The organism is Neobacillus sp. NPDC058068 (genome assembly GCF_042885335.1).
Lineage (GTDB): Bacteria > Bacillota > Bacilli > Bacillales > Cytobacillaceae > Neobacillus.
Genome location: NZ_JBHVSI010000015.1, coordinates 64,792 through 89,122 on the forward strand (window position 1 = coordinate 64,792; position 24,331 = coordinate 89,122).

The following is a 24,331-nucleotide window of genomic DNA, read 5'->3' on the forward strand; positions in this document are numbered from 1 at the left end:
AAGAATAGCAATTGAGAGAAGTGTTTGCTTAACTTAGTGTTAAGTTATTAAGTAAGCAGGAAGTTTTTCATAAGTTTTCTGTTTATCTTCGAGAGGCGCATGAAAATTCATGCGCCTACTCTATTTTGTTTTACGGTGCCTGACACCATCCCGCCAAAATTCCGCTAAATTTCCTATTATTCTACTAAAAAAACATTGACCGTTTCCCTGCTCTCTACTAAAATTGGATTAGCATTTAGATTTTTCCTACAATTCTGGAAACGAATTGCTAGAGTGAAATAATTTAAGTATGCTAGTTATTTTAGAGGGGGAAGCAAGAGCATGAGCCTAAAGTCATGGAAAAAGAAAAAGAAGATGACTTCATACGTGTTGGCATCAGCGTTGGTTTTATCCAATCTCGCTTACGTGGCACCAGCTGCGGCAGCATCACCAACACCAACGGCAAAAAAAGATTACGCTTCAATGGTCAATCAGTTTAAACAACATCTAAAAGTAAACGACCGTCATAAGCTCAGCGACAAGCTCAAAGACAAGTTCAAAGCGACAGATCAAGTCCGTGTCATTGTCGAAGTAGAAGGGCAAACACCCGTTGAGTTGGCAACAAAGCAAGGAAAACTGTACAAGGATTTATCAGAAAGCATCAAAGACTCCATGGCTGTAAATCTTGAAAAGCAGCAAGCAACCGTGAAGGACAAAATTAAAGCCAAAGGTGTTAAGCTTACATATAAAAACCACTTCTCAACTGCCTTTAACGGGTTTAGCGGTGAAATCGCATTTGGCGATATGGACAAGCTTGAAGCAGTTGAGGGAGTTAAACATGTCTATTTAGCGAATGAATACAAGCGTCCGGTGAAACCTGACTTGAAAACGAGTAAATCATTTGTTCAAGCACCTGAAACTTGGGCAGATGCAGGCCTAAAAGGCGAGGGAATGGTAGTCGCCGTCATCGACACAGGGGTGGACCCAAGTCATAAAGACTTTGTTTTATCAGATGCGTCAACAGCTGGGTTAAACAAGAATGATGTTAATCAAATTGTGAAGAAGGATAAATTAAAAGGGAAGTTTTATACCAAAAAAGTGCCATATGGCTATAACTACTTCGACCAAAATGACACGATCATTGATAAAGGATATGACACCGGCATGCACGGGATGCATGTGGCCGGAATCGTTGCCGCAAATGGTGACGAAGAACATGGCGGTGTTAAAGGGGTAGCTCCGGAAGCACAGGTTCTGGCGATGAAGGTATTTAGTAATGATATTCTTTTCCCATCAACCTGGTCAGATGTGTACCTCGCTGCTATTGATGATTCGATCAAGCTTGGTGCCGATGTATTGAATATGAGCCTTGGTGAAGTGGCTTCTTTTTATTCAAAGGATAGTGCAGAAGATGTAGCGATTGCAAGAGCAACCAATAATGGGATTGTATGCTCAATGTCTGCCGGAAATTCAGGAACAATTTCATACGGCTGGGGCAATCCATTCTACAAAAACCCTGATATCGGGGTCGTTGAAGCTCCGGGATTAAATCCGGATGGCATCTCCGTTGCAGCGGCAAATAATATTTCAACGCAATACCAGCATTCAATCACGGTGGACGGATTCACTGGTGTTGGCTATGGGACAGACGATTGGACGAGCATAGCAGCTGAAAATGAAGATTTACAAGTAGTCAGTCTAAACGGAGCATTTGGTGATTGGGAAGATTATGAAGATGTCGATGTCGTCGGCAAGGTGGTTCTTGTTCAACGCGGCGAAATCTCTTTTGCGGAAAAAGCATGGATTGCCGCTGAAGCAGGTGCTGTCGGCATTATCGTCTATGATTCCGGAAGTGGAACATTCTATAAAAACCAAGGCGACTTTGATATTCCGTTTATGTTAATTTCGAAAAAAGAGGGTCAGTCGCTTGAAAAGGCAATTGCGGCCGGTCATACCTCTTTGAAGATCAAGCAGCTGGACAAACAGCAAGACCCTGACTCAGGAAGAATCACCGAGTTTTCCTCTTGGGGAACAACACCGGGCCTTGAATTAAAACCAGAAATCACAGCACCAGGTGGTAAAATCATTTCAACCTTAAATGATAATCAATATGGTGAAATGAGCGGTACATCGATGGCGGCTCCACATGTAGCCGGCGGCGCTGCGCTTGTTCAGCAATACCTGCAAAAGGACAAACGTTTCTCTGGTCTTTCAGTCAGCGACCGTACTCATTTGGCTAAAACATTATTAATGAATACAGCAAAAATTATTAACGATGCCAATGGCCAACCATTCTCACCAAGACTTCAAGGTGCAGGAATGATGCAGACATACAATGCGGTGACAACACCTGTATATGTAGTGAATAAAAGCAACGGCCAAGCAAAAGTAGAATTAAAAGACTTTACGTCGAAACAATTCACCATGACGCTTTCTGCTAAAAACGTATCAAAGAAAGATGTCACCTATACAGTAAAAACCGATGTATTGGCAGATACCCAAAAGCAAAATAAAAATGCGGAAGCAACGAATGCCCTGATCGCCGGTAATCTTGAAGGAGCAGTTATTGATGGTCCGGCAAAGGTGACGATTCCAGCTGGGGCAACGAAAGATATCACCATCAAGGTGGATATCAGCAATGCGAAGGTTCCTGCTATTGACACAAAAGGGAACAAAAAGACAGTTGCCCTTAAGGAAGATATGTTTGTAGAAGGATTTGTCAGATTAGTAGATGCCGATAAGAATGTTGCCGGCAAGAAAGAACTAAGCCCTGACCTTACGATTCCATATGTTGGCTTCTACGGCAAATGGGACCGCCCATCCATTCTTGACGGCTTTAAAGATTTTGGAGAATCGCGCTTCTATGATCTTCAAGGCATGTTCGATTGGGAAGATGAAGACGGCAATGTAGATGAAGTCCCTGTCCATGATATGCTGTCAGATGACTGGTTCACTGAGCCTGTTCCTGAAAAAGGTTTCTATGCCATCTCACCAAATGACGACTGGATGAATGATGATATCAATGTTCTTCCGGCCTTTTTACGAAATGCGGCCGAAGTCCAAATTAACATTCTAGACGGTAAAAAAGAATTACTTCGCCGTGTGAAATTGGAGAAGAACGTATTTAAGAGCTATTTTGATGATGGTTACGGAATGCCATTTTCCTATAATTACGATCGCACTTGGGACGGAACTGTCAAAGGCCAAGTGGTTAAAGACGGTTTATACTACTACCAAGTGAAATCGGTGATTGATTACAAAGGGGCTGGCTATCAAACAAAAGACATTCCTGTTTTTGTTGATACAACCGCACCAGAAGTAACCGCAAGCTTCGACCCGAACACCTCTCGTGTCAAATGGAAAACGGTTGAGAAAGGTTCTGGCGTCCAAGCCTATGGTATTTTTGTAAATGGGGAATTTGTTGATGAATTGTCTGGAGATGAGAAAAGCTATAAGTTAACCGATGTTCCGGAGGGATCTTCGATTGATGTCCTTGCCGTTGACTATGCGTATAACTTTGGCGGGGATACGGTTACTTTTGGCGAGGTAGAAGGGGACCCAACGATTATCATTAATCCGTTTTCAACCATGCCATATGGTGCCTATAATTCGAAAGAAGTTCCTGTTTCAGGCTTAGTCTTTAATGAAGTAGGGCTCAAATCATTGACGGTTAACGACAAAGAGACCAAATTCACACATTCTGGACCATATGCCTATGAGTTTTCAACGACAACAACATTTGCGAAGGATGGTTTCTACGACGTCATCGTCAAGGCAGTAGATAAATCGAACAACACATCATCGATTTCCCGCAAGGTGTTTATTGATACGACTGCACCGCAAATCAATGTGAGTGCACCAAAGGTTGTTCCTGAGAAAACCGATAAAGTTACCCTTAAGCTTAACCTAAAGGATAACTTCAATTACCTTTCATTATTCGTTGACGATAATCATGAATATGAAAAAGCAATTGTTGGTCCAGTGGATGTCCTAACTCCTGCCAATGATAATGTTGAAGTAAAAGTAGCACTAAACAAAGGCGTAAACAAAATTTCCTTAAAACTTCTTGACCTGTCAGGCAACCAAACAGTCAAGGAAATCGTGATCAACCGTGCCAATGTCACAGGCTGGAAGCAAGAAGATGGTTCATGGTACTACTATAAAAACAGTGTCAAAGCAACCAAATGGTTTAAGGAAGGCAATAAATGGTATTTCCTTGGTCAAGACGGAAAAATGCAGACAGGCTGGTTAAAAGACAATAACAAATGGTACTACTTAAACAAGAGCGGCGCAATGGCTGAAAACCAATGGGTCCTTGACCGAGGCAAATGGTATTATCTTGGCTCCGGCGGCGTAATGAAAACCGGCTGGGTTGCTTTACAAGGAAAATGGTACTACCTCAACGCAAACGGCGACATGGCAACAGGCTGGAAACAAGTTAGCGGCAAATGGTACTACCTCAACAACTCCGGTCAACTAGCCGTCAACACAACCATCAACGGCTACAAAGTAGACAAAAACGGCGTATGGATTAAATAATTTTGGTGCCTGACACCTTCTCCTATTAAAAGGGAAATGGTGCCTGACACCCAGGTAGGCGGGCAGAGCAATCTGCCCGCTTTTTATGTTGGAGACGGGTGTTAAAATTACTAAAATCGACAAGTTTTTCAATTTTTTGTTGAAAAATTGTCTCAGAATGAGAGAATAGAAGAGTAATAAAAAATAGTTTAAGAGAGAGAGACAACTTTTCTGGGAGGAGAAATAGTGAAGAAAAAACGTATCGCAGCTTTCGCTTTGGCATCCATGCTGTTTTCTTCAACAGCTTCCGGTGCTAGTGCAGCTGGTAATTATACATGGAAGTATCAAAACAATAATTGGTACTATCTGACCACTGCAGGCAAGACCGTAACCGGCTGGGTCCTGGATAATAAAACCTGGTATTTTCTTGGCAGCAATGGTGCCATGAAGACAGGCTGGCTGTTAGACAAAAATCGCTGGTACTTTCTAGATAAAAAAAGTGGTGCGATGAAAACGGGCTGGCTGAAAGACGGTAACACTTGGTATTTTCTCGATTCAAGCGGTGCCATGAAAACAGGCTGGCTGCTTAACGGCAATACGTGGTACTACCTTCAGCCAAGCGGCGCCATGAAGACAGGCTGGTTATTAACTGGCGGCAAATGGTATTTCCTTACCGATAGCGGCGCGATGAAAACGGGCTGGTTAGCCAATGCGAATAACTGGTATTACCTTGACTCTAGCGGTGCAATGAAGACAGGCTGGATTGAAGACAAAAAAGTAAAATATTACCTAAAGACAAGTGGTGAAATGATCACAGGACAAAAATACATTGACGGCGAGCCCTACGTTTTCACTAACTCAGGGGCATTGAACACCAACCCAATCACTGGCTGGTTCCGCGATGGCTCCATTGTCTTCTACTTCGATAAAGATGGCAGCAAGCACAAAGGCTGGTTAGTCGACGGGGCCAATAAGTATTATTTTTCTGAAGAGGGCAATATTCAAACGGGCTGGCTGACCGAAGGCAATAAAAAGTATTACTTTGGGTCAGATGGAAAAATGCAAACTGGTTTGCAAACCGTTGATAATCAAATCTATTATTTCGAAAGTGATGGTGCACTGCTAACGGCTGGCGGCTGGAAGCAGATTGCAACAAAGATGTATTATTTTGGGAGCGACGGAGCTGCCTATAAAGGCTGGCTGACCGATGGCGCTAAAAAGTTTTACCTAGGATCCGATGGTGTGATGGTGAAGGGCTGGCTCCTAGATAATAATAACTGGTACTATATGGACAGCAACGGAGCCATGACAAATGGCTGGGTGTTAGATAATGGGAAATGGTATTTCATGAACAGTGCCGGCATTATGCAGACCGGCTGGTTATCTGATAATGGGGCAACGTATTATTTGAATAAAAGCGGCGCGATGATAATTGGCTGGCTGGACTTGGATAACAAGAAGTACTATTTTGATAAGAATGGAAAAATGGTGACCGGAGAGCAAGTAATCGACGGTAAGCTCTATAACTTTTTCGAAAATGGCGTCTTAAATACTGGACCGGTTATCCAAAAAACCAATTACAATCTTACCTTTGAGCAAATGCTTGATCTCGAAATGAAGCAAAGTCCGCAAACAGATAAGTACAGAAATAACAAAGCATACGTTAGCAGAGATTTTGTTTTACAAGATGCCAAGGATCCTAAGAAGGGTGTTGTGACAGCAGCCTCACTAAATGTCCGCGAAGAAACAAATGATAACTCCTTTATATACGGAACATTGAAGCAAGGGGCGCAGGTAACGATTGTTTCACAAGTGGGAACTTGGTATGAAATTGCGTATGTTACTTGGCGAAATGCAAAAACAGCGGATGTTGCCTATTATTTGAATCCAACTACCTTTAGCCCAACAGATCCAGAGTACTTCCAATTCCTTCTATTAAATAAAAGTGCCGGAACAACAGCTCAAGATTTGAATGCCAAAGTCCTACTTGGAAAAGGCATTTTAGAAGGAAAAGGAGAGGCATTCCTGAAAGCGGGCCAGAAAAACAATGTGAACGAGGTTTACCTCGTTGCTCATGCCTTGCATGAGACTGGTAATGGGACATCCAAACTAGCAAAAGGTATCGTTGTTGATACTGTCGATGGGAAGAAGCTTGATAAACCCGCGACAGTATATAATATGTTCGGTATTGGTGCGATTGATACCTGCCCTGAAACATGCGGGGCGGAAACCGCTTATAAGAAGGGCTGGTTTACGCCTGAAGATGCCATCATCGGGGGAGCTGCGTTCATTGGCGACGGCTATATCAATGCTGCAAACCCGCAGAATACCCTTTATAAAATGAGATGGAATCCAAATGTGCCGTGGCATCAATATGCAACCGATATTGGCTGGACGGTAAAGCAGGTAAATAATATTAAAAAAGTCTATGATTCATTAAGTTCGTATACATTGTACTTTGATATTCCTAATTATAAATAAACCTAAAAAAGGGCTGTGCAGGCAAATGCGCGGCCCTTTTTTATTTTCCTTTAAAGTGGCAAATACTATTCCTATTGGAAACTTTTTTATTTACAGTTTGATCTTGTTACGCTAAAATGGAAATACATTCAATTATTGAACTTATCGGAGGAACTCCCCAATGGAACAACACTTATTTCAATTATTAGAGGCAATTAATAAAAATGCTAACCTGAATCAAAAGAAACTTGCGGAAATATGCGGTATTTCGATAGGTAAGGTGAATTACCTTATCCATGATTTAACGTTTGGCGACTATATTTTTAGCGAAAAAAAAGGCCGCAATATCAGTTATTTTTTAACACAAAAAGGTATCGATTTCCTGCAAAGCGGCATCGAGGCTTACCATCACAAAAAGGTGAATATTCATCAGGAACCGCTGACGGAAATTAAACAGGCTGTGATTTTAGCAGGAGGAATGAGAAAAGATTTCAACAAACCAGCAGGTCTAATGGCGATTGATGAAACCACATTGTTAAAAAGAAATCTTGATATTTTGCAAGAAAATGGCATCAACGATATTGTTATTGTCACCGGCTACAAACCAGAAACCTTCGCGGAATATCCGGAATTTAATCAGCTGACATTTGTTGAAAATAAGAAATATAAATGGACCGGCTCAATGGCCTCTTTGGCGGCGGCCCAGCCCTATATCGCCAATGATTTTCTGTTGATAGAAGACGATATTCTCATTGAAGAGCGGGCGATTAGGGAAATCCTTGCACATCCGCAGCGCGACTGCATCCTGATCACCAACGAAAGCGGCTCCGGAGACGAGGCATTTGTTGAAATTAAAAACGGTTATCTTCATAAAATTTCGAAGGATATCCACCAATTCAATCATATCGACGGTGAAATGATCGGAATCAGTAAACTTTCCTTTGAAGTGTATACAAAAATGGTCAGTGAATATCAGCAAAATAATCGGAATCCATTGCTGCATTACGAATATATGCTATTAGATATTTCAAGGCACTATAATATTGGCTATTTGGAAATTCATAATCTTATCTGGGGCGAAATTGACAGCTTGCACCACTATAACATGGTCACCGAAAAAATCTATCCGATGCTAAAGCGGAAAGAGGCCGTATTCAGGGAAATCTGGATTAAAAGCCATCTGATGGAGGCTCTCAATCTGGCCTATGAGGATATTGAGGACATTCAGCCCTTTGGCGGGATGACAAATAAAAACTTTAAAGTTGTGATTAAAGGCAAAGAGTATGTCCTCCGGATTCCGGGGAACGGGACTGAATCCATGATTAATCGAAAAGAGGAAAAGTTCAATGCAGCGCTTGCGAGTAACCTGGGTATTGATACGGAGCTGGTGTATTTTAATGAAGGATCGGGCGTAAAAATTGCTGAATTGATTCCGGAGGCAGAAACGCTGACTCCGAAAATGGCGAAACGCCAAGATATTATGGAACTGACAACAACCAACTTTAGAATTCTGCACTTCTCAGGACTAGAAATGGCCGGCCGCTTTGATGTTTTTGAAAAAATCGAAGAGTACGAGCGGTTGATGCACGAAGCAAATGCTAAGCCATATGAGCATTATGAAGAAACGAAAGTGCAAGTAATGATCTTGAAAGAAATTTATCAAGGAATGAATATTGCTCTTGCTCCATGTCATAATGATGCGCTTCCGCAAAACATCGTCAAGAGCGGTGCGAATAAACTCTATCTGATTGACTGGGAATACAGCGGAATGAATGATCCGGTGTGGGATCTCGCCTGGCATGCGATGGAAAGCGAATTTTCACCAGAGGAAGAGGAATTGTTTTTAATGCTTTACTTGCAGGAAGATGAAGTTCCCTTGCAGATTCAGCAGCGGATGATCATGAATAAAATTTTCCAAGATTTCCTTTGGACGATTTGGACCGTCATCAAAGAAGCGAAAGGTGACGACTTTGGCACTTACGGGACCGACCTTTTAGCGAGATGTCGAAAGAATTTACAACACGACTTGATTCGGGAGATGACGTATGAATATCAAAAGTAAGGGTGTATTCTTTGGGCTGGCTTCGGGATTTACTTGGGCGCTTGACACGCTGTTGATCGGAATCGTTCTATCCAAATCATTGTTTAACTCAAGTGACATGGTGTTTTTTCTAGCACCATTAGTTAGTACATTTTTCCATGATATGTTATCCAGCTTTTGGATGATGATATACATGACGATTAGAAGGGAATTTAGGGCTCCATTTAAAAAGGTAGGAACACGCAGCGGCCGGTTTGTTATGTTGGGTGCCCTCCTCGGCGGACCGATTGGGATGACAGGGTATGTGCTTGCCGTTAAATATTTGGGTTCGTCGTTAGCGGGTTCTGTTTCCGCCGTTTATCCGGCTGTCGGTGCTTTTTTCGCCTTCATCCTCCTAAAGGACCGCTTAACGGTAAAAAACTGGATCGGCTTGTTTATCAGTATCCTATTTATCTTTTTGTTGGGATTTGTCGGTGGTGAACCATCTACTAGCTATATTCTCGGATTCTCGTTCATTCTGTTAAGTATTTTTGGCTGGGGAATGGAATGCGTTATTCTTGCTTACGGAATGAAGGATGATGAAGTTTCGCCGGAGCAGGCTTTGCAAATTCGTCAGTTAGTTTCCGCTGTAACATATGGACTATTGATTTTACCAATTTTCAATGCCTACCCGCTTGTCTGGACCGTGTTAAAGAGCAGCGAGATGTTCTTCATTGCCATAATTGCCCTTTCCGGAACGGCTTCGTATGTGTTCTATTACAATGCAATTTACGCAATTGGTCCAACCCGGGCAATGGCCTTAAATATTTCGTATTCCGCTTGGGGGATCTTTTTAAGTTTTATCATTTTAAGTGAACCAATTACCGCAAAGATTGTCTTTTTTAGTATAATGGTTTTGGTTGGCTCGATTATTACCGTCGCCAATCCGGAAGAACTGAAATGGATGAATATTCGTAAAGGCAGGAGAGCAGCATAAATGAGAGCAATTCTACTTGCAGCAGGAATGGGCACAAGATTACGGCCATTAACGTTAACAACACCTAAATCACTAACCGTCGTAAACGGTAAACCGATGCTGGAGAAGCAGGTTGAATATTTACAAGAAATTGGCATCGACGAAATCATTGTAGTCACCGGCTATTTAGCGGAAAAATTTGAGTATTTAAAAGAGAAGTACGGCATTACGCTCGTTCACAATGATAAATACGAGATTTACAACAATATGTACACAATGTATTTAGTCAGGGAGTACCTCCACGACACGTATGTGATTGATGCGGATGTCTACTTGCATCACAATTTCTTGTTAAAAAATCCGAAAACCTCAATGTATTTTAGCGCGCGCAAGCCGGATTTTAAAGCAGAGTGGATGATCCGCTACGACGACCAATATAAGGTAACGGATATTGAAGTCGGCGATGGTGATCATGAGTACATTCTCTGCGGCGTTTCCTACTGGTCCGAGGAGGATGGCCGGTATATTGTCGGAAAACTAGAAGAAGCCGTCGAGAGCGGTAACTTTAAGGATTTCTGGTGGGATGAAATCGTTAAAAATAACCTAAGCGGCTTGAATGTTCATCTTCAAGAAATTCACCCGAGTGACAGCTACGAAATCGATTCATTAGAAGATCTTGAAAAAGTGAATAAGCTGTTAGCGGCGGGAGAATAAATTAAGCGGACACTGGGTGTCCGTTTTTTTCTGCGGAGATTTACATGCGGTCAATAAGAACGGTTCATAAAGCCCGCGCCAGAGGAAAAAAGGTCAAAGCGGGCAATAAGAACAGTTCATAAAGCCCGTAACCGAGGAAAAAAGGTAAGAGCGGTTCATAAGAACGGTTCATAAAGCCCGCGCCAGAGGAAAAATGGTCGTAGAGGGCAATAAGAACGGTTCATAAAGCCCGCGCCGGAGGAAAAAAGGTCAAAGCGGTCAATAAGAACGGTTCATAAAGCCCGCGCCGGAGGAAAAAAGGTAAGAGCGGTTCATAAGAAGGGTTCATAAAGCCCGCGCCGGAGGAAAAAAGGTCAAAGCGGTCAATAAGAACGATTCATAAAACCCGCGCTGGAGGAAAAAAGTCAAAGCGGTCAATAAGAACGGTTCATAAAGCCCGCGCCAGAGGAAAAAAGGTCAAAGAGGTCAATAAGAACGGTTCATAAAGCCCGTAACCGAGGAAAAAAGGTAAGAACGGTTCATAAGAGCGGTTCATAAAGCCCATGCCAGAGGAAAAAAGGTCAAAGCGGTCAATAAGAACGGTTCATAAAGCCCGCGCCGGAGGAAAAAAGGTAATAGCGGTTCATAAGAAGGGTTCATAAAGCCCGCGCCGGAGGAAAAAAGGTCAAAGCGGTTCATAAGAAGGGTTCATAAAGCCCGCGCCGGAGGAAAAAAGGTCAAAGCGGTCAATAAGAACGATTCATAAAACCCGCGCTGGAGGAAAAAAGTCAAAGCGGTCAATAAGAACGGTTCATAAAGCCCGCGCCAAAGGTAAAAAGGTCAAAGAGGTTAATAAGAATGGTTCATAAAGCCCGTAACCGTAGAAAAAAGGTCAAAGCGGTCAATAAGAGCGATTCAAAAAGCCTGTAGAAAAGGAATCGAGGCAGTAACGGTTCATAAAAGCAATGAATAAGCCCATAGTGAAGGAAAAATCCCCTCTTCATTCACGAAAGGGGATTAAATAATGCCAGCTTGGCAGTAAAAAGTAAAAGAGATTGTTCTTAGGCACTATGAAATGAGAAAAGATTCAAGGTCCGATTTTACTTTAAATCAAACAAAATAGGTGTATTTTTTCTTTCCCATAGTAATAAAGTTATTCTTTAAAATTCGCTTGATAGTCTTTTTAGAACATATACCACCGCACCACTCCCACACCCCATTAGTAGTAATCTTTCGCCCCGTAAAAAGAAGTTTCAATTCCCCAACACGTCGCAGCACAGCAGCATCAATCTCCTCCACACTGCCGCAATCATCGCAAACAAGCTTCCGTCCATTAACAGAAACCGAAAATGAGTGGCAACAAGAAGAAGTTAGACCTTTTTGCAGCCCTTCATATTCAAAACGGGGAACCCTGGGATAAGGAGATTCTACCTGATGCAACGAAATTAAAAGGTCTGCCAGCTTCTTATGTTTCCCATTAATTTTTCCCGTCCACGTATTTAATTTTTTCATTAGGATATTTAACTGTGTAGGATAAATGATAGGTTTATCTTTTGGTGCTTGATAAAGGGTAAAATCGGGGTTAATAAACACTAGCCGAGCTTCTACGGGGAGTTTATAACCATATTTTTGAAGCAATTGGCGGAATAAAGTTTCACAGCGGTTTAATTGGTCAAGTGGATTCTGCATTAATTTACTAGTTTTCATTGACATTAAATCGCCTTTCTCATAACAATAATCACCTTCAAAATTTTTAACATCAAAAAGGTATATAGAGTCTTGGATAATACAAGAATCAATTTGGAATTTCGAATTGTTTAACTCAAGGAGTAAATCATTTAGAATCAAACATTCGCTCTTTATCTTTTCCGTTAAGGAATCAAACATCAATTCCCCTTCGAACCCCTTATTAAGCCTGAAATAGGTCCATTGGTCTTCTTCAGACAAATTCATACTCCGGTTCAAGATTCTAAATATCGTTAATTCTTCCCGCTCTGATCGTGGTTTATAAGCCATAATACACATCCTCTCTGATTTGAAAAAATCTCTAAAATAGCATCAGCCAACTTCATTTTACAAAAAAGCAGCACAGAGACGGTGGTGACGATATGTACAATTATTGACATTTATGTCGGTGAAACCGGACTAAGGACTTTAAGTCCTTTTCCAAATAAAAAAAGTGGAAACGGTTGGAATCTATGATAATCTATTTAATAGAAAACAAAATATAAAGGGAGAGGAGAAACAAATTGAAAAATAGAGTCATTCGTAGTTTGCTAATGTTTGCTTTATTACTTGGGTTTTTTTATGGCGCAACATTAAACAAGGCAGAGGCCGCCGAGCAGACAAATATGAAAGTAACGTCAATCAAACTGCCGGTCTATCGGAGTTTTGAAGAACTTTCAGACTATCAAATTCATTTAAAACCAACTTATACACGCTATGCGGAATTATCTTATAGCGACAAGGTGACCATCCTCAGTGAAAAAGATTATGCCGCAAAAATCCGGATGGAAGATGGGCGAGAAGGCTGGGTTCACAGAGCCTACTTGAACAGCGATATCAAAAATCAAACCTGGCTAGTGAAAAAGGGAAGAAATTTACGAGCCGAAGCAGATGGATCAAAACCAATTACAGGTTCCATAGGAGACCGCACTAAGGTATATGTTCTAGAGGTATCTCCTGACACAAAATATTACAAGATTGAAACCGTAGATGAACCCAAGAAACAAGGTTGGATTTACAACTGGTATCTTGAAAAAGAAACATATATGACCATAAAAGGCGGCAGCAATGTCATCCCTTATGAATTTGGAAAAGAAGGAACGACAACAAACAATATTTCCATATTCACTCCATTAAACACAAAAGCGAGTGTAACCGCAAATGCCATTAACCAGTTTATTAACTATAAAACAAAATGGACCAATACATTAATGACTGGAATGGGGTCTTCCTACATTGAGGCTCAAAACAAAACTGGCTTAAATGCGATTTACCTTGTTGCACATTCAGGCTTAGAGACACGATGGGGTACATCGGGGATTGTTGCAAATAAATACAATTACTATGGTATCAATGCAAATGATCTTCGACCATTGACAGATGCCTATGATTATTCGACAAAAAGCAGCGGAATTGTTGCCGGAGCAATTTTTATCAATCAAATGTATGTTAATAGGGATACGTTTATGAAGAATGCTCTCGATCCTTACGAGCAGCCGACACTCGACAACATGCGGTTTAATTCCAACTATCATCAATACTCAGCCGACGAAGCGTGGGCAAGCAAAATTGCGCAAATTGCTAATGAATTCACTGCTTTTACGACAAATACGGGTTGGAAAAGCTTAGACGGCAAGTGGTATTATTTCAATAACGACTGGTCGCTCCAAACAGGCTGGCTGCAAACCGGCGGAAAATGGTATTACCTCAACCAAGCAGGTGTCATGCAAACCGGTTGGGTGCAAACCGGAGGCAAATGGTACTACCTTAATTCATCAGGGGCGATGCAAACGGGCTGGCTTTCCACTGGCGGAAAATGGTATTTCTTAAATCCAGCAGGAGATATGAAGACCGGCTGGCTTAGTACAGGCAGCAAGTGGTACTTTCTTGACTCTAGCGGCGCCATGAAAACGGGCTGGGTTTCTACTGGTGGTAAGTGGTACTACATGAACAGCAGCGGTGCGATGCAAACCGGCTGGGTATTGGTCGGCAAGAAATGGTATTACCTATATAGCGATGGCCATATGGCAGCCAATACTACGATTGGCAAATACCGTTTAGGCAAAGACGGCGCGATGCTCTAGGACAAACGGTCGCGATGCGCTAAGAAAAATCGGAGCCACCTCAATCGGTGAACTTCCCCCCAATTGTTAGACACACAACTAACAATTGGGGTGCAGTTCATCGGAGGCTGGTTCCTTTTTATTTCACGAAAAAATAGCCATAAAGTAACGGGGCAACTTACATAATATTTGACATTATTCGACACAAAAAAAGCAGCGGGCCGAAAATTCAATAGTTTCAAAGTCATAAAATAGAAAGGACAAATTGCCTGTTTTCGTGCTATTTATCTGAAAAATATGACAAAAAGTCGAAAAAGGTCAGTTTTTGAAACATTCCTGTAATAATATTAATAACGAACTGTAAATTAACTCTACTAACTTTTATGAGATACTAGAATTAACAAAAAGAGAGAGAAAAAGAAACACGGAGGTTGTTATGAAGAAGTTAGTCATAAGCGGTTTACTATCATGTTCTTTACTCTTAGGCGGATTAGTCAGTGGACAAAAAACAGAAGCGGCATCAGTTGGAGATACAGTTACAGACATAGCTCTTGAATATATAGGTGTACCATATGTGTGGGGAGGATCGTCGCCGAGCGGGTTTGATTGCTCTGGGTTTACAAGCTATACATACAAGCAAGCTGGAATAACCTTGCCACGGACGGCAGCAGATCAATACACGAAAGGCCAAGCCGTTGCAAAAGGTAATTTAACGAAAGGCGACCTAGTTTTCTTCAGTACATATAAAGCTGGAGCTTCACATGTCGGTATTTCCTTAGGCGGCGAGAAGTTTGTTCATGCTTCTAGTAACGGAGTAAAAATTAGTTCTTTATCAGAATCTTATTACAACCAAACGTATATTGGCTCGAAGCGAATTGGTAATTACAACAATGGCTGGGTTCTATCCGGCGGTAAGTGGTACTACTATAAAAATTCTGTAAAGGCTACTGGCTGGATTAAAGATAATAGCCGTTGGTACTACTTAACAGAAGCGGATGGCTCGATGAAAACAGGTTGGTTATTTGTAGACGATAATTGGTATTACTTAAACGGTAGTGGTGCAATGCTCAGTGGCTGGATTTCTACAGGAGGCAAATGGTACTTCCTCTATAATAATGGGTCAATGGCCAAAAATACAACAATCGGCGGATATGCAGTCGATAGCAACGGTGCTTGGATACAATAATAAAAAATTCGGGAGTGAAACTTTCAAGTCGGTTTCACTTTTTTTTTTGCCGAAAGCAACAAATAACCTTCCATTCAGGCATCCGTGCAGTAGCGTCTAACAGTATGCCAATCTTACAAGGTTAGCACGAAGAATTTTAACAAATAAGTGAACTATTGAACAAAAGCGGAAAAATCGACATCGAATGGGGCTGATGGTTTCTTTTAATCATGATTTTTGTTACAATTAGATGTAAAATTTAATCGTCATACGGTACTGGCGGGTAGATCCTATCGTCAAGGTATAATATAAGATTATAGTTATTTAAGTATGGTTGGAAAGGAAGTTACTTGATGAATAAAATATGTGTCGTTGGTCTCGGTTATATTGGTTTACCAACATCCGTTATGTTTGCCAATAATGGCCTGCATGTCCACGGGGTAGACGTAAATGCGGCGGCCGTCGAAAAAATCCAGCATAAACAGCTTCATATAGAAGAAAACGGATTGCAAGAGCGCCTTAATGCGGCGATTGATAGCGGCAATCTAACCGTTTCAACAACTCCGGAAAAAGCGGATGTCTTTATTATCGCAGTTCCATCTCCGATCAACCCGGATAAAACGGCTGATATGAAATTTGTAGAAGCAGCCACCAAGTCGATTGTTCCTTATATTGAAAAGGGCAACCTCGTCATTCTAGAATCGACCGTTCCACCGCGGACAGTTGAGGATGTGATGATGCCGATATTAAAAGAAAGCGGACTTGAAATCGGGACAGAGTTGCTTGTTTCCCACTCACCTGAACGAGTTATTCCAGGCCGGGTTTTTGAAGAGCTTGTTAATAACAGCCGGATTGTCGGCGGTATTAACGAGGAATCCTCTGAAAAAACGAGAGACCTTTATCGTGCTTTTGTGAAAGGGGAAATTTTCTTAACCGATGCGACAACGGCTGAAATGGTTAAGGTGATTGAAAACACCTTCCGTGATGTAAACATTGCCTTCGCCAACGAGCTGGCACGGGTCAGTACAAATCTTGGCGTCAATGTTTGGGAGGCCATTAAGCTTGCCAACCATCACCCGCGCGTCAATATTCACCTTCCAGGTCCCGGCGTGGGCGGCCATTGTATTGCCGTCGACCCATGGTTCCTTGTTGAGCAGGATCCGGAAAATGCAAAAATCATTCATCTTGCAAGGCAAACGAATGATTCGATGCCGCTTTATGTGGCGAATCAGGTTAAAACGATTGCTGATCAGCATCAAATTAAGAATCCGAAAGTGGCTGTTTTGGGTTTATCGTTTAAAGCGAACATCGATGATATGCGGGAAAGTCCATCCGTTGAGGTCGTTCATCATTTAAATGAGCTAAATCTTGAACTTACGGCTTTTGATCCGCACATCCATGAAGCGAAATTACCTCAGCAATCATTGGAGCTCGAAGAAACATTGAAAGATGCGGATATCATCCTCATTTTAACAGAGCACGATGAATTTAAGATTCTCGATCCGAAACAGACAGCTAATCTAGTTCGTTCAAAAATTGTATTTGACACAAAAAATTGCCTCCCGCGTGATGCTTGGGTCAATGCAGGTTTTGATTTGCGTGTTTTAGGAGATTCCAAAAATATATAAATTTGCATCCAACTGCGGCAAACACTCTTTGCCGCAGTCAGTTTCAGATAAGATGCCTAAATCAGAACCAGGTGGTACATTATGAAAGAAAACTTTCTTGGCGTGGATGTTTGTGATTATGATTACGATCAGCTCGCCTCATTATTAATGCAGGATATCGAAAACAAGAAGAAATCATTTATTGTCGCGATTAATCCGGAGAAAATCATGAAGGCCCAAGAGGATGAGGCACTAAGAACGCTCTTGAACCGTGCTGATTATCAGATTCCAGATGGAATTGGCGTTATTTTAGCCTCGAAACTAAAAGGCGGCCGGGTAAAAAGCCGTGTAACCGGAATTGATATGATGCTTAAGCTTTGCAAAATAGGGGCGGAGCAAGGGAAACGAATCTTTTTGTACGGCGGGAAACCAGGTGTTGCCGATGCGGCGAAGATGGAGCTTGAAAAGCAAATCCCGGGAATTCAAATTGTCGGGACCTTACATGGTTATGAGAAAGATGAACAGATAATCGTTGATACGATTAATCAGCATCAACCGGAAATTATCTTTGTTGCGTTAGGAAGTCCGGCTCAGGAATATTGGATTGTCAATCACATGAATCAAGTAACTCCTTGTGTCTTTCAAGGGGTAGGCGGTTCGTATGATGTGATTTCCGGCAATCTCAAACGCGCCCCGGAAGTTTTCCAAACGCTTGGATTAGAATGGTTCTACCGTTTAGTCAAAGAACCGTGGCGCTGGAAACGGCAGTTAATTTTGCCGAAATTCCTGCTTAGAACAATGAAAAAGTAATAGCCTTTCTCAAGTATCATGGGGAGAGGCTTTTTATTCAGAGAGAAAAGGGGGTCGACAAGGATGGCGACATTTGTTGACAATCTAATCAAACAATTGCGTGGAAGCATTTTCTATGGTTTCGCAAAGAAGAATCGTGTTTTAATAAAACTGAAAAGAAAATATGACAAAGTCCAATATCAAAAGCAACAGAATAGTGTTCATAAATATGGCCTGCAAATGTTGAAATATATGAAAGAGGCGTTTGCGGAAATTGGCGAGGAATTTTGGCTCGATTATGGGACACTTCTTGGGGCTGTCCGCGAAAAGGATTTTATCGGGCATGACAAAGATCTCGATATCGGCTGTTTTGATTTTGATGATAAAAAGAAGGACATGCTTGTCGAGATTCTTGCGAAAAAAGGTGTTGAACTGTACAAGCAGTTCGAAATGGATGGAAAAGTTTATGAGCAGGCCTTTCATTTAAACGGCTTGCATTTTGATATCTTTTATTATTGGAAGGGCGAAGATGATTTAATTTGGTGTTATTTTAGTGAAATTGGTCCGAAAATGGCGTTTGAAAATCGCCCCAATTATCAAATTGCCAAAGGGTATCTCACTTCAAGCGTCACATCGCATTTTGCCGGGCTAATGGACTATGAATTTAAAGGTGAAATCTTCAAGATTCCGACGAATTATCACGAGTATTTGGTCGATAACTACGGGACAACCTATATGCAAAAAGATGAAAGTTGGATTACAGGGGAATCGCCGGACAATCTTAAGCAGATAAAGAAGGATGTCATCGTCAAGGAATATATTTAAGATTGAATGGGGCTGTTCCGGTGACAGACCCTTACTTTTTGATTCGAGGTTGTAATAATGCAAAAAAAGTCGCTATTAAAAAATGCCATTTATAAAATTACATTAAACTTTTTCAATCTGATTGTGCCTGTTATTATTGGTGCGTATGTTTACAGAACATTAGGAACGGATGCCATCGGAAGAGTAAAAACCGGGGAAACGATTTTTAATTACTTCTTTATTTTTGCGGCCTTTGGTGTTTATCAATATGGTCTGCGTGAGGTCAGCCGAATCAAAAATGATAAGCAAAAGGTCAATCAGCTATTCACAAGCTTATTTACCTTGGGCCTGTTAACCAACTTGGTGGCGCTCTTGGTTTACCTGGCTGTTTCTTATATAGGTTACGGCGGCAAGGTACTATTTCCAGTCTTGATGGTGTATTCACTCAACTTCTTTCTTAATATTTTCTTTGTGGAATGGGTTAATGAAGCCTATGAGGATTATGGCTTTATTACCCTCAAGACGATGATTGTAAAGCTCATTTATGTGGCTTTATTGCTTACGTTTGTAAAAAGTGCGGATAATTATTTGATCTTTATCGGTTTATTAGCGACAACTACCGGTTTGAATAATATTATCAGTTTTGTTTATGTAAAACGAAAAGTGAAATTTGATTTTAAAAATATTAGTTTTCGCCCACACTTGAGGCCTTTGTTTCTTGTCGTTATTTTCTCCAATGGAAATATCCTGTATTCGCAGCTTGACCGTTTCATGCTCGGGGAATTTGTCAATGAACGGTCTGTTTCGTATTATACAATGGCCCAGCAAATTGCTACGATGATCAATGCTCTGATGCTTAGTATTATTCAGGTCACAATCCCGAGGCTTTCCTATTTATTAGGCGGTGAAAATGACGAGCAGTATCTAACCTTACTGAAGAAAATTGCTATAGTTTATTCCGCTTTGTTATTTCCCGCTGCAATTGGGCTTTATGTCATTGCTGACGTTGCGGTCGTACTTTATGGGAAAGAAGAATTTATCCCTGCAGGTCCGGTCTTGTCGATTTTCGCACTTTATATGATAACAATTGGTTTTGAATCGATTCTATCGAATCAAGTTATTTATATAAAGAAGAAAGAAAATATTCTCGTCCGGTTAATTTTTATTTGCGGGTTCATCAACTTGGCATTGAATGTGGGCTGCTTGTACTTTGGTGTACTGGATGCAAGGACGGCAATCATGACAACTGCGATCGCCAACGTCTTCTTGATTGGCAGCGAATATATTTACATTCGGAAATTTCTCAAAGTGCCCTTTCAGCTATTATCGTGGACTAACTTGAAATATCTCGTTTATTCGATTTTGTTTATCCCAATATCACTAGCTATTCGTTCTTTTGTAAGTGGCACTCTCCTGTTGACTGTGTCAATCATTACAGTATGCGGACTGTATTATTTACTCGTTTTACTTGCTACAAAGGATGAAATCGTTGGCTTGTTTACTACAAAATTGAAAGGGAAATTTTTGAAAAAATAATCGTTCAACATCTATTAAAGACTTCTTTTTAGTTAGCAGTTCTTTTTTGGGGTTATGAAATTCAACGTTGTGGGTAACTACTAATTAACAAGAATTTGAGTTTTTTCTTTACATAACCCGTATTTCCTTGTTAAGGTGAGTTATATTAAAAAAATTAAATATTTCATTTTAAGAAAAAGTTAAGGCTGTTCTTCTAGTATATACATTAATAATCTTGAAGATTCGAGGATGCAAAATGGCTTCTTTAAAAAAGAATTTCCTTTATGTCCTGCTGCAGCAATTTGTCCTGCTAGGGCTTCCGTTTTTAACCATCCCTTATATTTCAAGGATATTAGGACCTAACGGTGTGGGGCATTACAGCTATAGTTTTTCTTACATTACTCTCTTTATTAATGTTTTTCTACTTGGCTCCAACTTGTATGCAATCAGGGAAATCGCGAATGTTAAAGCGGACTCTCAACAGTTATCTCGTTCGTTTAGTGAAATCTTTCTAATCCGAACAGGGTTATTAACAATTGCAACTGTGGTTTACTTCATTTGTGTTCCGCTGGTTTGGAAAGGGGACGCGGTTTTTTATTGGCAATCCTTACATTTAATTGGTGCCTTCTTTGATATCACCTGGCTTTTTCAAGGACTTGAAAAGTTCAAAAAGGTGGTCACTCGAAATATTACCTTGAAGCTCATGGGCTTCGGCAGCGTGTTTATTTTTGTAAAAGATGAACATGACCTCGTGTTATATACGATTATCATGGGGGCAGCTGTTATTATTGGAAATTTAGCTCTCTTCTATCGTTTGAATCAATACGTTCGTCTAACGCTGACAAATACAGTGTTTAAGCAACATTTTCTACAAATGTTAATTTTATTTATTCCAAGTTTCTCGGCAATGATCTATTCCGTTTTGGATAAAACAATGCTTGGCATCATGTCTACTACTGCGCAGGTAGGCTTTTATGAGCAATCCTATAAAATTGTTTATATGATTTCGTCGCTAATAAACATCTCAGGAGTGATTATGCTGCCGCGTACGTCAGCATTAATTGCCGAGAAAAAGTTCGAAAAACTGCTCCAGGTGCTCCGTGACGGGGTCACTGTGACCCTTTTTCTAGTTCTGCCCATCGCATTTGGATTTTTGGTCATTTCCAAGGATTTTGTGCTCTGGTTTTTAGGAAATAAATTCACACCCAGCGGCACGATTGCAATGATCATGGCCCCGATTATTATCTTTAAGTCGCTAGGTGTTGTTTTCGGTTCTTGGTATTTTGTCCCGATGAAAAAGAATAAAGAATACACCTTGCCAATTGTGTTTGGTGCCGTATTGAACTTTATCCTTAACATCCTGCTCATTCCCCGCTATGGCGGTGCAGGAGCTGCGATTGCCACGACGATTACAGAAGGATTAATTTTAGCGATTCAAGTCTGGTTTTTGAAGGATGTTATCAAACTGCAAAATCGGGCAAAATATGCAATAATGATTTACTTACTGGGATCGATGGCAATGGCCGTTATCGTGTATCAAGTTAGCTTGTATGGGCATTTTTCCTTATTAACCGCAATCCTGCTAAAAGTGGTAGCGGGGATTATCGTGTATGGAGCCGTGCTCGGATTGTTCCGAGAACAACTAGCGCTTGGTTTTATGAAAAAAATCTTTTTCTTTAAATCGAAGATGAAAAGTGGATGAGAGGGATGGTTATTCAGCCCCTCTTTTTTGTCGTCTAGTAAACTATATCTTCATTTAGGTGCGGGTAACTTTGATAAAGTTTTCTGATTCCAGCGCAAGCAGCCTAGCTTATATAAGAATCTTCTTTATCGGTAAAAAAACTTCCTAAAAAATTTACCAATATTTCCATTATTATGGCTTTCAATTATGCTATTATGTATAAAGGATATTTTAGTAGATATGAAGGAACTACCTTTATTTCTCGGTTATTATAGATAAGGAGATTAGATAATGGTTAAAAAGGTTTTAACAATATTTTCTTTTGCCGCTATTTTTTTGTTTTTTCAAACGGATGCATTTGCAAGTGGGGAAGATTCAACTCCTAACTTACAAATCCCTGTCATAAGCGATGTGCACATCAATATGAATATACAGCAGCGCCAAACTCGATTTATTAACGCATTACAAGAATTTAAACAACTTGCCCCAAATTATCAAGCAATCGCAGTGGTTGGCGATTTGACGGACCAAGGACTGGAAGATCAATATAATAGATTTAATAGTTTATTAGCTCAATATGGAAATTCTGATGCCGAAAAGGTCTTGGTAATGGGCAACCATGAGTTTTTTGAAGGGGTCTATTGGCCCGATCCTCGGTTTACCGACCAAATGTTCATCGACCGCTTTATTTTACAAACAGAGATGCAGGGTCTCTATTATGATAAGTGGATTGATGGAGCTAATTCCAGCAGTTATCATTTTATTGTATTGGGGAGCGAAGAATCAAGGGTTACAAATCCGAAAAACATTGATTATGCGGTAATCTCAGAAAAGCAGTATCAATGGTTAGAAGAAACGTTAAGTATTGATTCGGATCCAAATAAACCTATTTTTGTTTTCCTTCATCAACCAATCGACGACACAATTTATGGAAGTGAGGAGTGGGGAGGTAATTTAAGAGATGGCAGGCTAAAGGGAATCCTAGAAAAATATCCACAAGTCATGCTGTTCTCCGGCCATCTGCACTATCTCCTGCAACATCCAAGATCGGTTTATCAGGATGGCTTTACAATGGTGAATACCGGGGCTACAGCCTACATGCTCTACGAAAATGGAAATGCACCGGCAGAGTTTTCACAGGGGTTGTTGGTCAATGTTTATGATGATAAGGTTGAGATTAATGCGAGGGAATTTAGCAATCAGACGTGGGTCAATCAGTATACGGTTAAGCTTCCTTTTGAACAGACAATTGATGATACAGAACCACCTGTCTTTAAGGCGAATGCAGCAGCAAGTATGGATGCTGTAACGGAAACTACAGCCGCTATTTCCTGGCCGTCTGCTTCTGATAATACACAGGTAGATAAATATTTAATTAAACAAGACGGAAAAGTCATTCAAACCATTTATCCAAAGTTTTGGGAAGCGGCAATTCCTGAGCGTTATTCGACCGCCATTACGAAATTAAATGCAAATACGAACTATGCAATTGAAATTTCAGCGATAGATGCCTGGAATAATGTGTCAGAAAGGACGTTAAAACTGAGCCTGACGACAGCCAAATTCAAAGGCTGGGTAGCTGACGGGAAAATCTGGTATTATTTTGACTATACGACAGGTGAAAAGGTTACAGGCTGGCTTAAAGTGCAAGAAAAATGGTATTACTTTAATAGCAATGGCATCATGCAGACAGGCTGGATAATGGACAAGGGGAAAAAGTATTTTCTCGACAACACAGGGGTGATGGCAACTGGCTGGCTGAAAGACGGTGGAGTATGGTATTATCTTGACCAAACTGGAATAATGAAGGTTGGCTGGGTAATGGACAAGGGGAAAGAGTATTTTCTCGACAACACTGGGGCGATGGCAACTGGCTGGCTGAAAGACGGTGGAACATGGTATTATCTTGACCAAACTGGAATAAAGAAGGTTGGCTGGGTATTGGACAAGGGGAAATGGTATTTCCTCAACAACACTGGGGCGATGGCAACTGGCTGGCTGAAAGACGGAGGAGTATGGTATTATCTTGACCAATCTGGGATGATGAAGGTTGGCTGGGTACTCGATAAGCAAGTCTGGTATTACTTGAAGAGCAGCGGAGCAATGCAAACAGGGTGGCTGCTTAATAATAACAGCTGGTATTTCTTAGAAGGCAGTGGAGCTATGAAAACGGGCTGGGTCCTGTCCGCTAATAAGTGGTACTACCTTTATAATGACGGACGGATGGCCGCCAATACTAAAATAGGCTCATATAAACTTGATAAAAACGGAGTATGGATTCAATAAATTACTAGAAAGAGAGAAAGCAGTTTTGCCTTCTCTCTTTCTCTTTACAA

14 protein-coding genes are annotated in these 24,331 nt (G+C 40.9%); 13 read left to right on the forward strand and 1 reads right to left on the reverse strand.

The window, feature by feature from the left end; all coding sequences use genetic code 11:
• Positions 1-321 precede the first annotated feature (321 nt).
• From ACFVSW_RS17900 to ACFVSW_RS17920, 5 genes are all read left to right on the forward strand, one after another.
• Positions 322-4,518 carry a S8 family serine peptidase gene (locus ACFVSW_RS17900; protein WP_387318006.1) on the forward strand — a complete coding sequence of 1,399 codons (4,197 nt, stop codon included), beginning with the start codon at positions 322-324 and terminating at the stop codon, positions 4,516-4,518.
• Positions 4,519-4,743: 225 nt separating this feature from the next.
• A complete protein-coding gene (locus ACFVSW_RS17905; protein WP_387318007.1) occupies positions 4,744-6,978 on the forward strand; it encodes a glucosaminidase domain-containing protein in 2,235 nt (744 codons plus the stop codon).
• 160 nt (positions 6,979-7,138) lie between these two features.
• Entirely contained in the window at positions 7,139-9,019 is a 1,881-nt protein-coding gene (locus ACFVSW_RS17910) for an NTP transferase domain-containing protein (RefSeq protein WP_387318008.1), read from the forward strand.
• Complete coding sequence (locus tag ACFVSW_RS17915) at positions 9,003-9,974, forward strand: DMT family transporter (RefSeq protein WP_387318009.1); 972 nt, start codon at positions 9,003-9,005, stop codon at positions 9,972-9,974. The genes ACFVSW_RS17910 and ACFVSW_RS17915 overlap by 17 nt, the downstream gene beginning before the upstream one ends.
• Entirely contained in the window at positions 9,975-10,667 is a 693-nt protein-coding gene (locus ACFVSW_RS17920) for a sugar phosphate nucleotidyltransferase (protein WP_387318010.1), read from the forward strand.
• 1,089 nt (positions 10,668-11,756) lie between these two features.
• Here the strand turns inward: ACFVSW_RS17920 and ACFVSW_RS17925 are convergent.
• Positions 11,757-12,662, reverse strand: coding sequence for a nuclease-related domain-containing protein (locus tag ACFVSW_RS17925; RefSeq protein ID WP_387318011.1), 906 nt, complete (start codon positions 12,660-12,662; stop codon positions 11,757-11,759).
• Between the two features lie 233 nt (positions 12,663-12,895).
• On the opposite strand from ACFVSW_RS17925, the gene ACFVSW_RS17930 reads away from it, so the two are divergent.
• From ACFVSW_RS17930 to ACFVSW_RS17965, 8 genes are all read left to right on the forward strand, one after another.
• Complete coding sequence (locus ACFVSW_RS17930) at positions 12,896-14,455, forward strand: glucosaminidase domain-containing protein (protein ID WP_387318012.1); 1,560 nt, start codon at positions 12,896-12,898, stop codon at positions 14,453-14,455.
• A 415-nt stretch (positions 14,456-14,870) separates the two neighbouring features.
• A complete protein-coding gene (locus ACFVSW_RS17935; RefSeq protein ID WP_387318013.1) occupies positions 14,871-15,620 on the forward strand; it encodes a C40 family peptidase in 750 nt (249 codons plus the stop codon).
• Positions 15,621-15,949: 329 nt separating this feature from the next.
• Positions 15,950-17,227, forward strand: a complete 1,278-nt coding sequence (locus ACFVSW_RS17940) for a nucleotide sugar dehydrogenase (RefSeq protein ID WP_387318014.1) — start codon at positions 15,950-15,952, stop codon at positions 17,225-17,227.
• A gap of 81 nt (positions 17,228-17,308) precedes the next feature.
• Positions 17,309-18,016: a WecB/TagA/CpsF family glycosyltransferase gene (locus tag ACFVSW_RS17945; RefSeq protein ID WP_387318015.1), complete on the forward strand. Its 708-nt coding sequence runs from the start codon at positions 17,309-17,311 to the stop codon at positions 18,014-18,016.
• A gap of 63 nt (positions 18,017-18,079) precedes the next feature.
• Positions 18,080-18,820 carry a LicD family protein gene (locus tag ACFVSW_RS17950; RefSeq protein ID WP_387318016.1) on the forward strand — a complete coding sequence of 247 codons (741 nt, stop codon included), beginning with the start codon at positions 18,080-18,082 and terminating at the stop codon, positions 18,818-18,820.
• A 57-nt stretch (positions 18,821-18,877) separates the two neighbouring features.
• On the forward strand, positions 18,878-20,335 hold the full coding sequence (locus ACFVSW_RS17955) for an oligosaccharide flippase family protein (protein WP_387318017.1): 1,458 nt from the start codon (positions 18,878-18,880) through the stop codon (positions 20,333-20,335).
• Between the two features lie 235 nt (positions 20,336-20,570).
• The gene (locus ACFVSW_RS17960) at positions 20,571-22,016 is read left to right on the forward strand and encodes a flippase (protein WP_387318018.1); all 1,446 of its coding nucleotides are present in this window, start codon (positions 20,571-20,573) and stop codon (positions 22,014-22,016) included.
• A 270-nt stretch (positions 22,017-22,286) separates the two neighbouring features.
• On the forward strand, positions 22,287-24,281 hold the full coding sequence (locus ACFVSW_RS17965; RefSeq protein ID WP_387318019.1) for a metallophosphoesterase: 1,995 nt from the start codon (positions 22,287-22,289) through the stop codon (positions 24,279-24,281).
• The last annotated feature ends 50 nt before the right edge of the window (positions 24,282-24,331 follow it).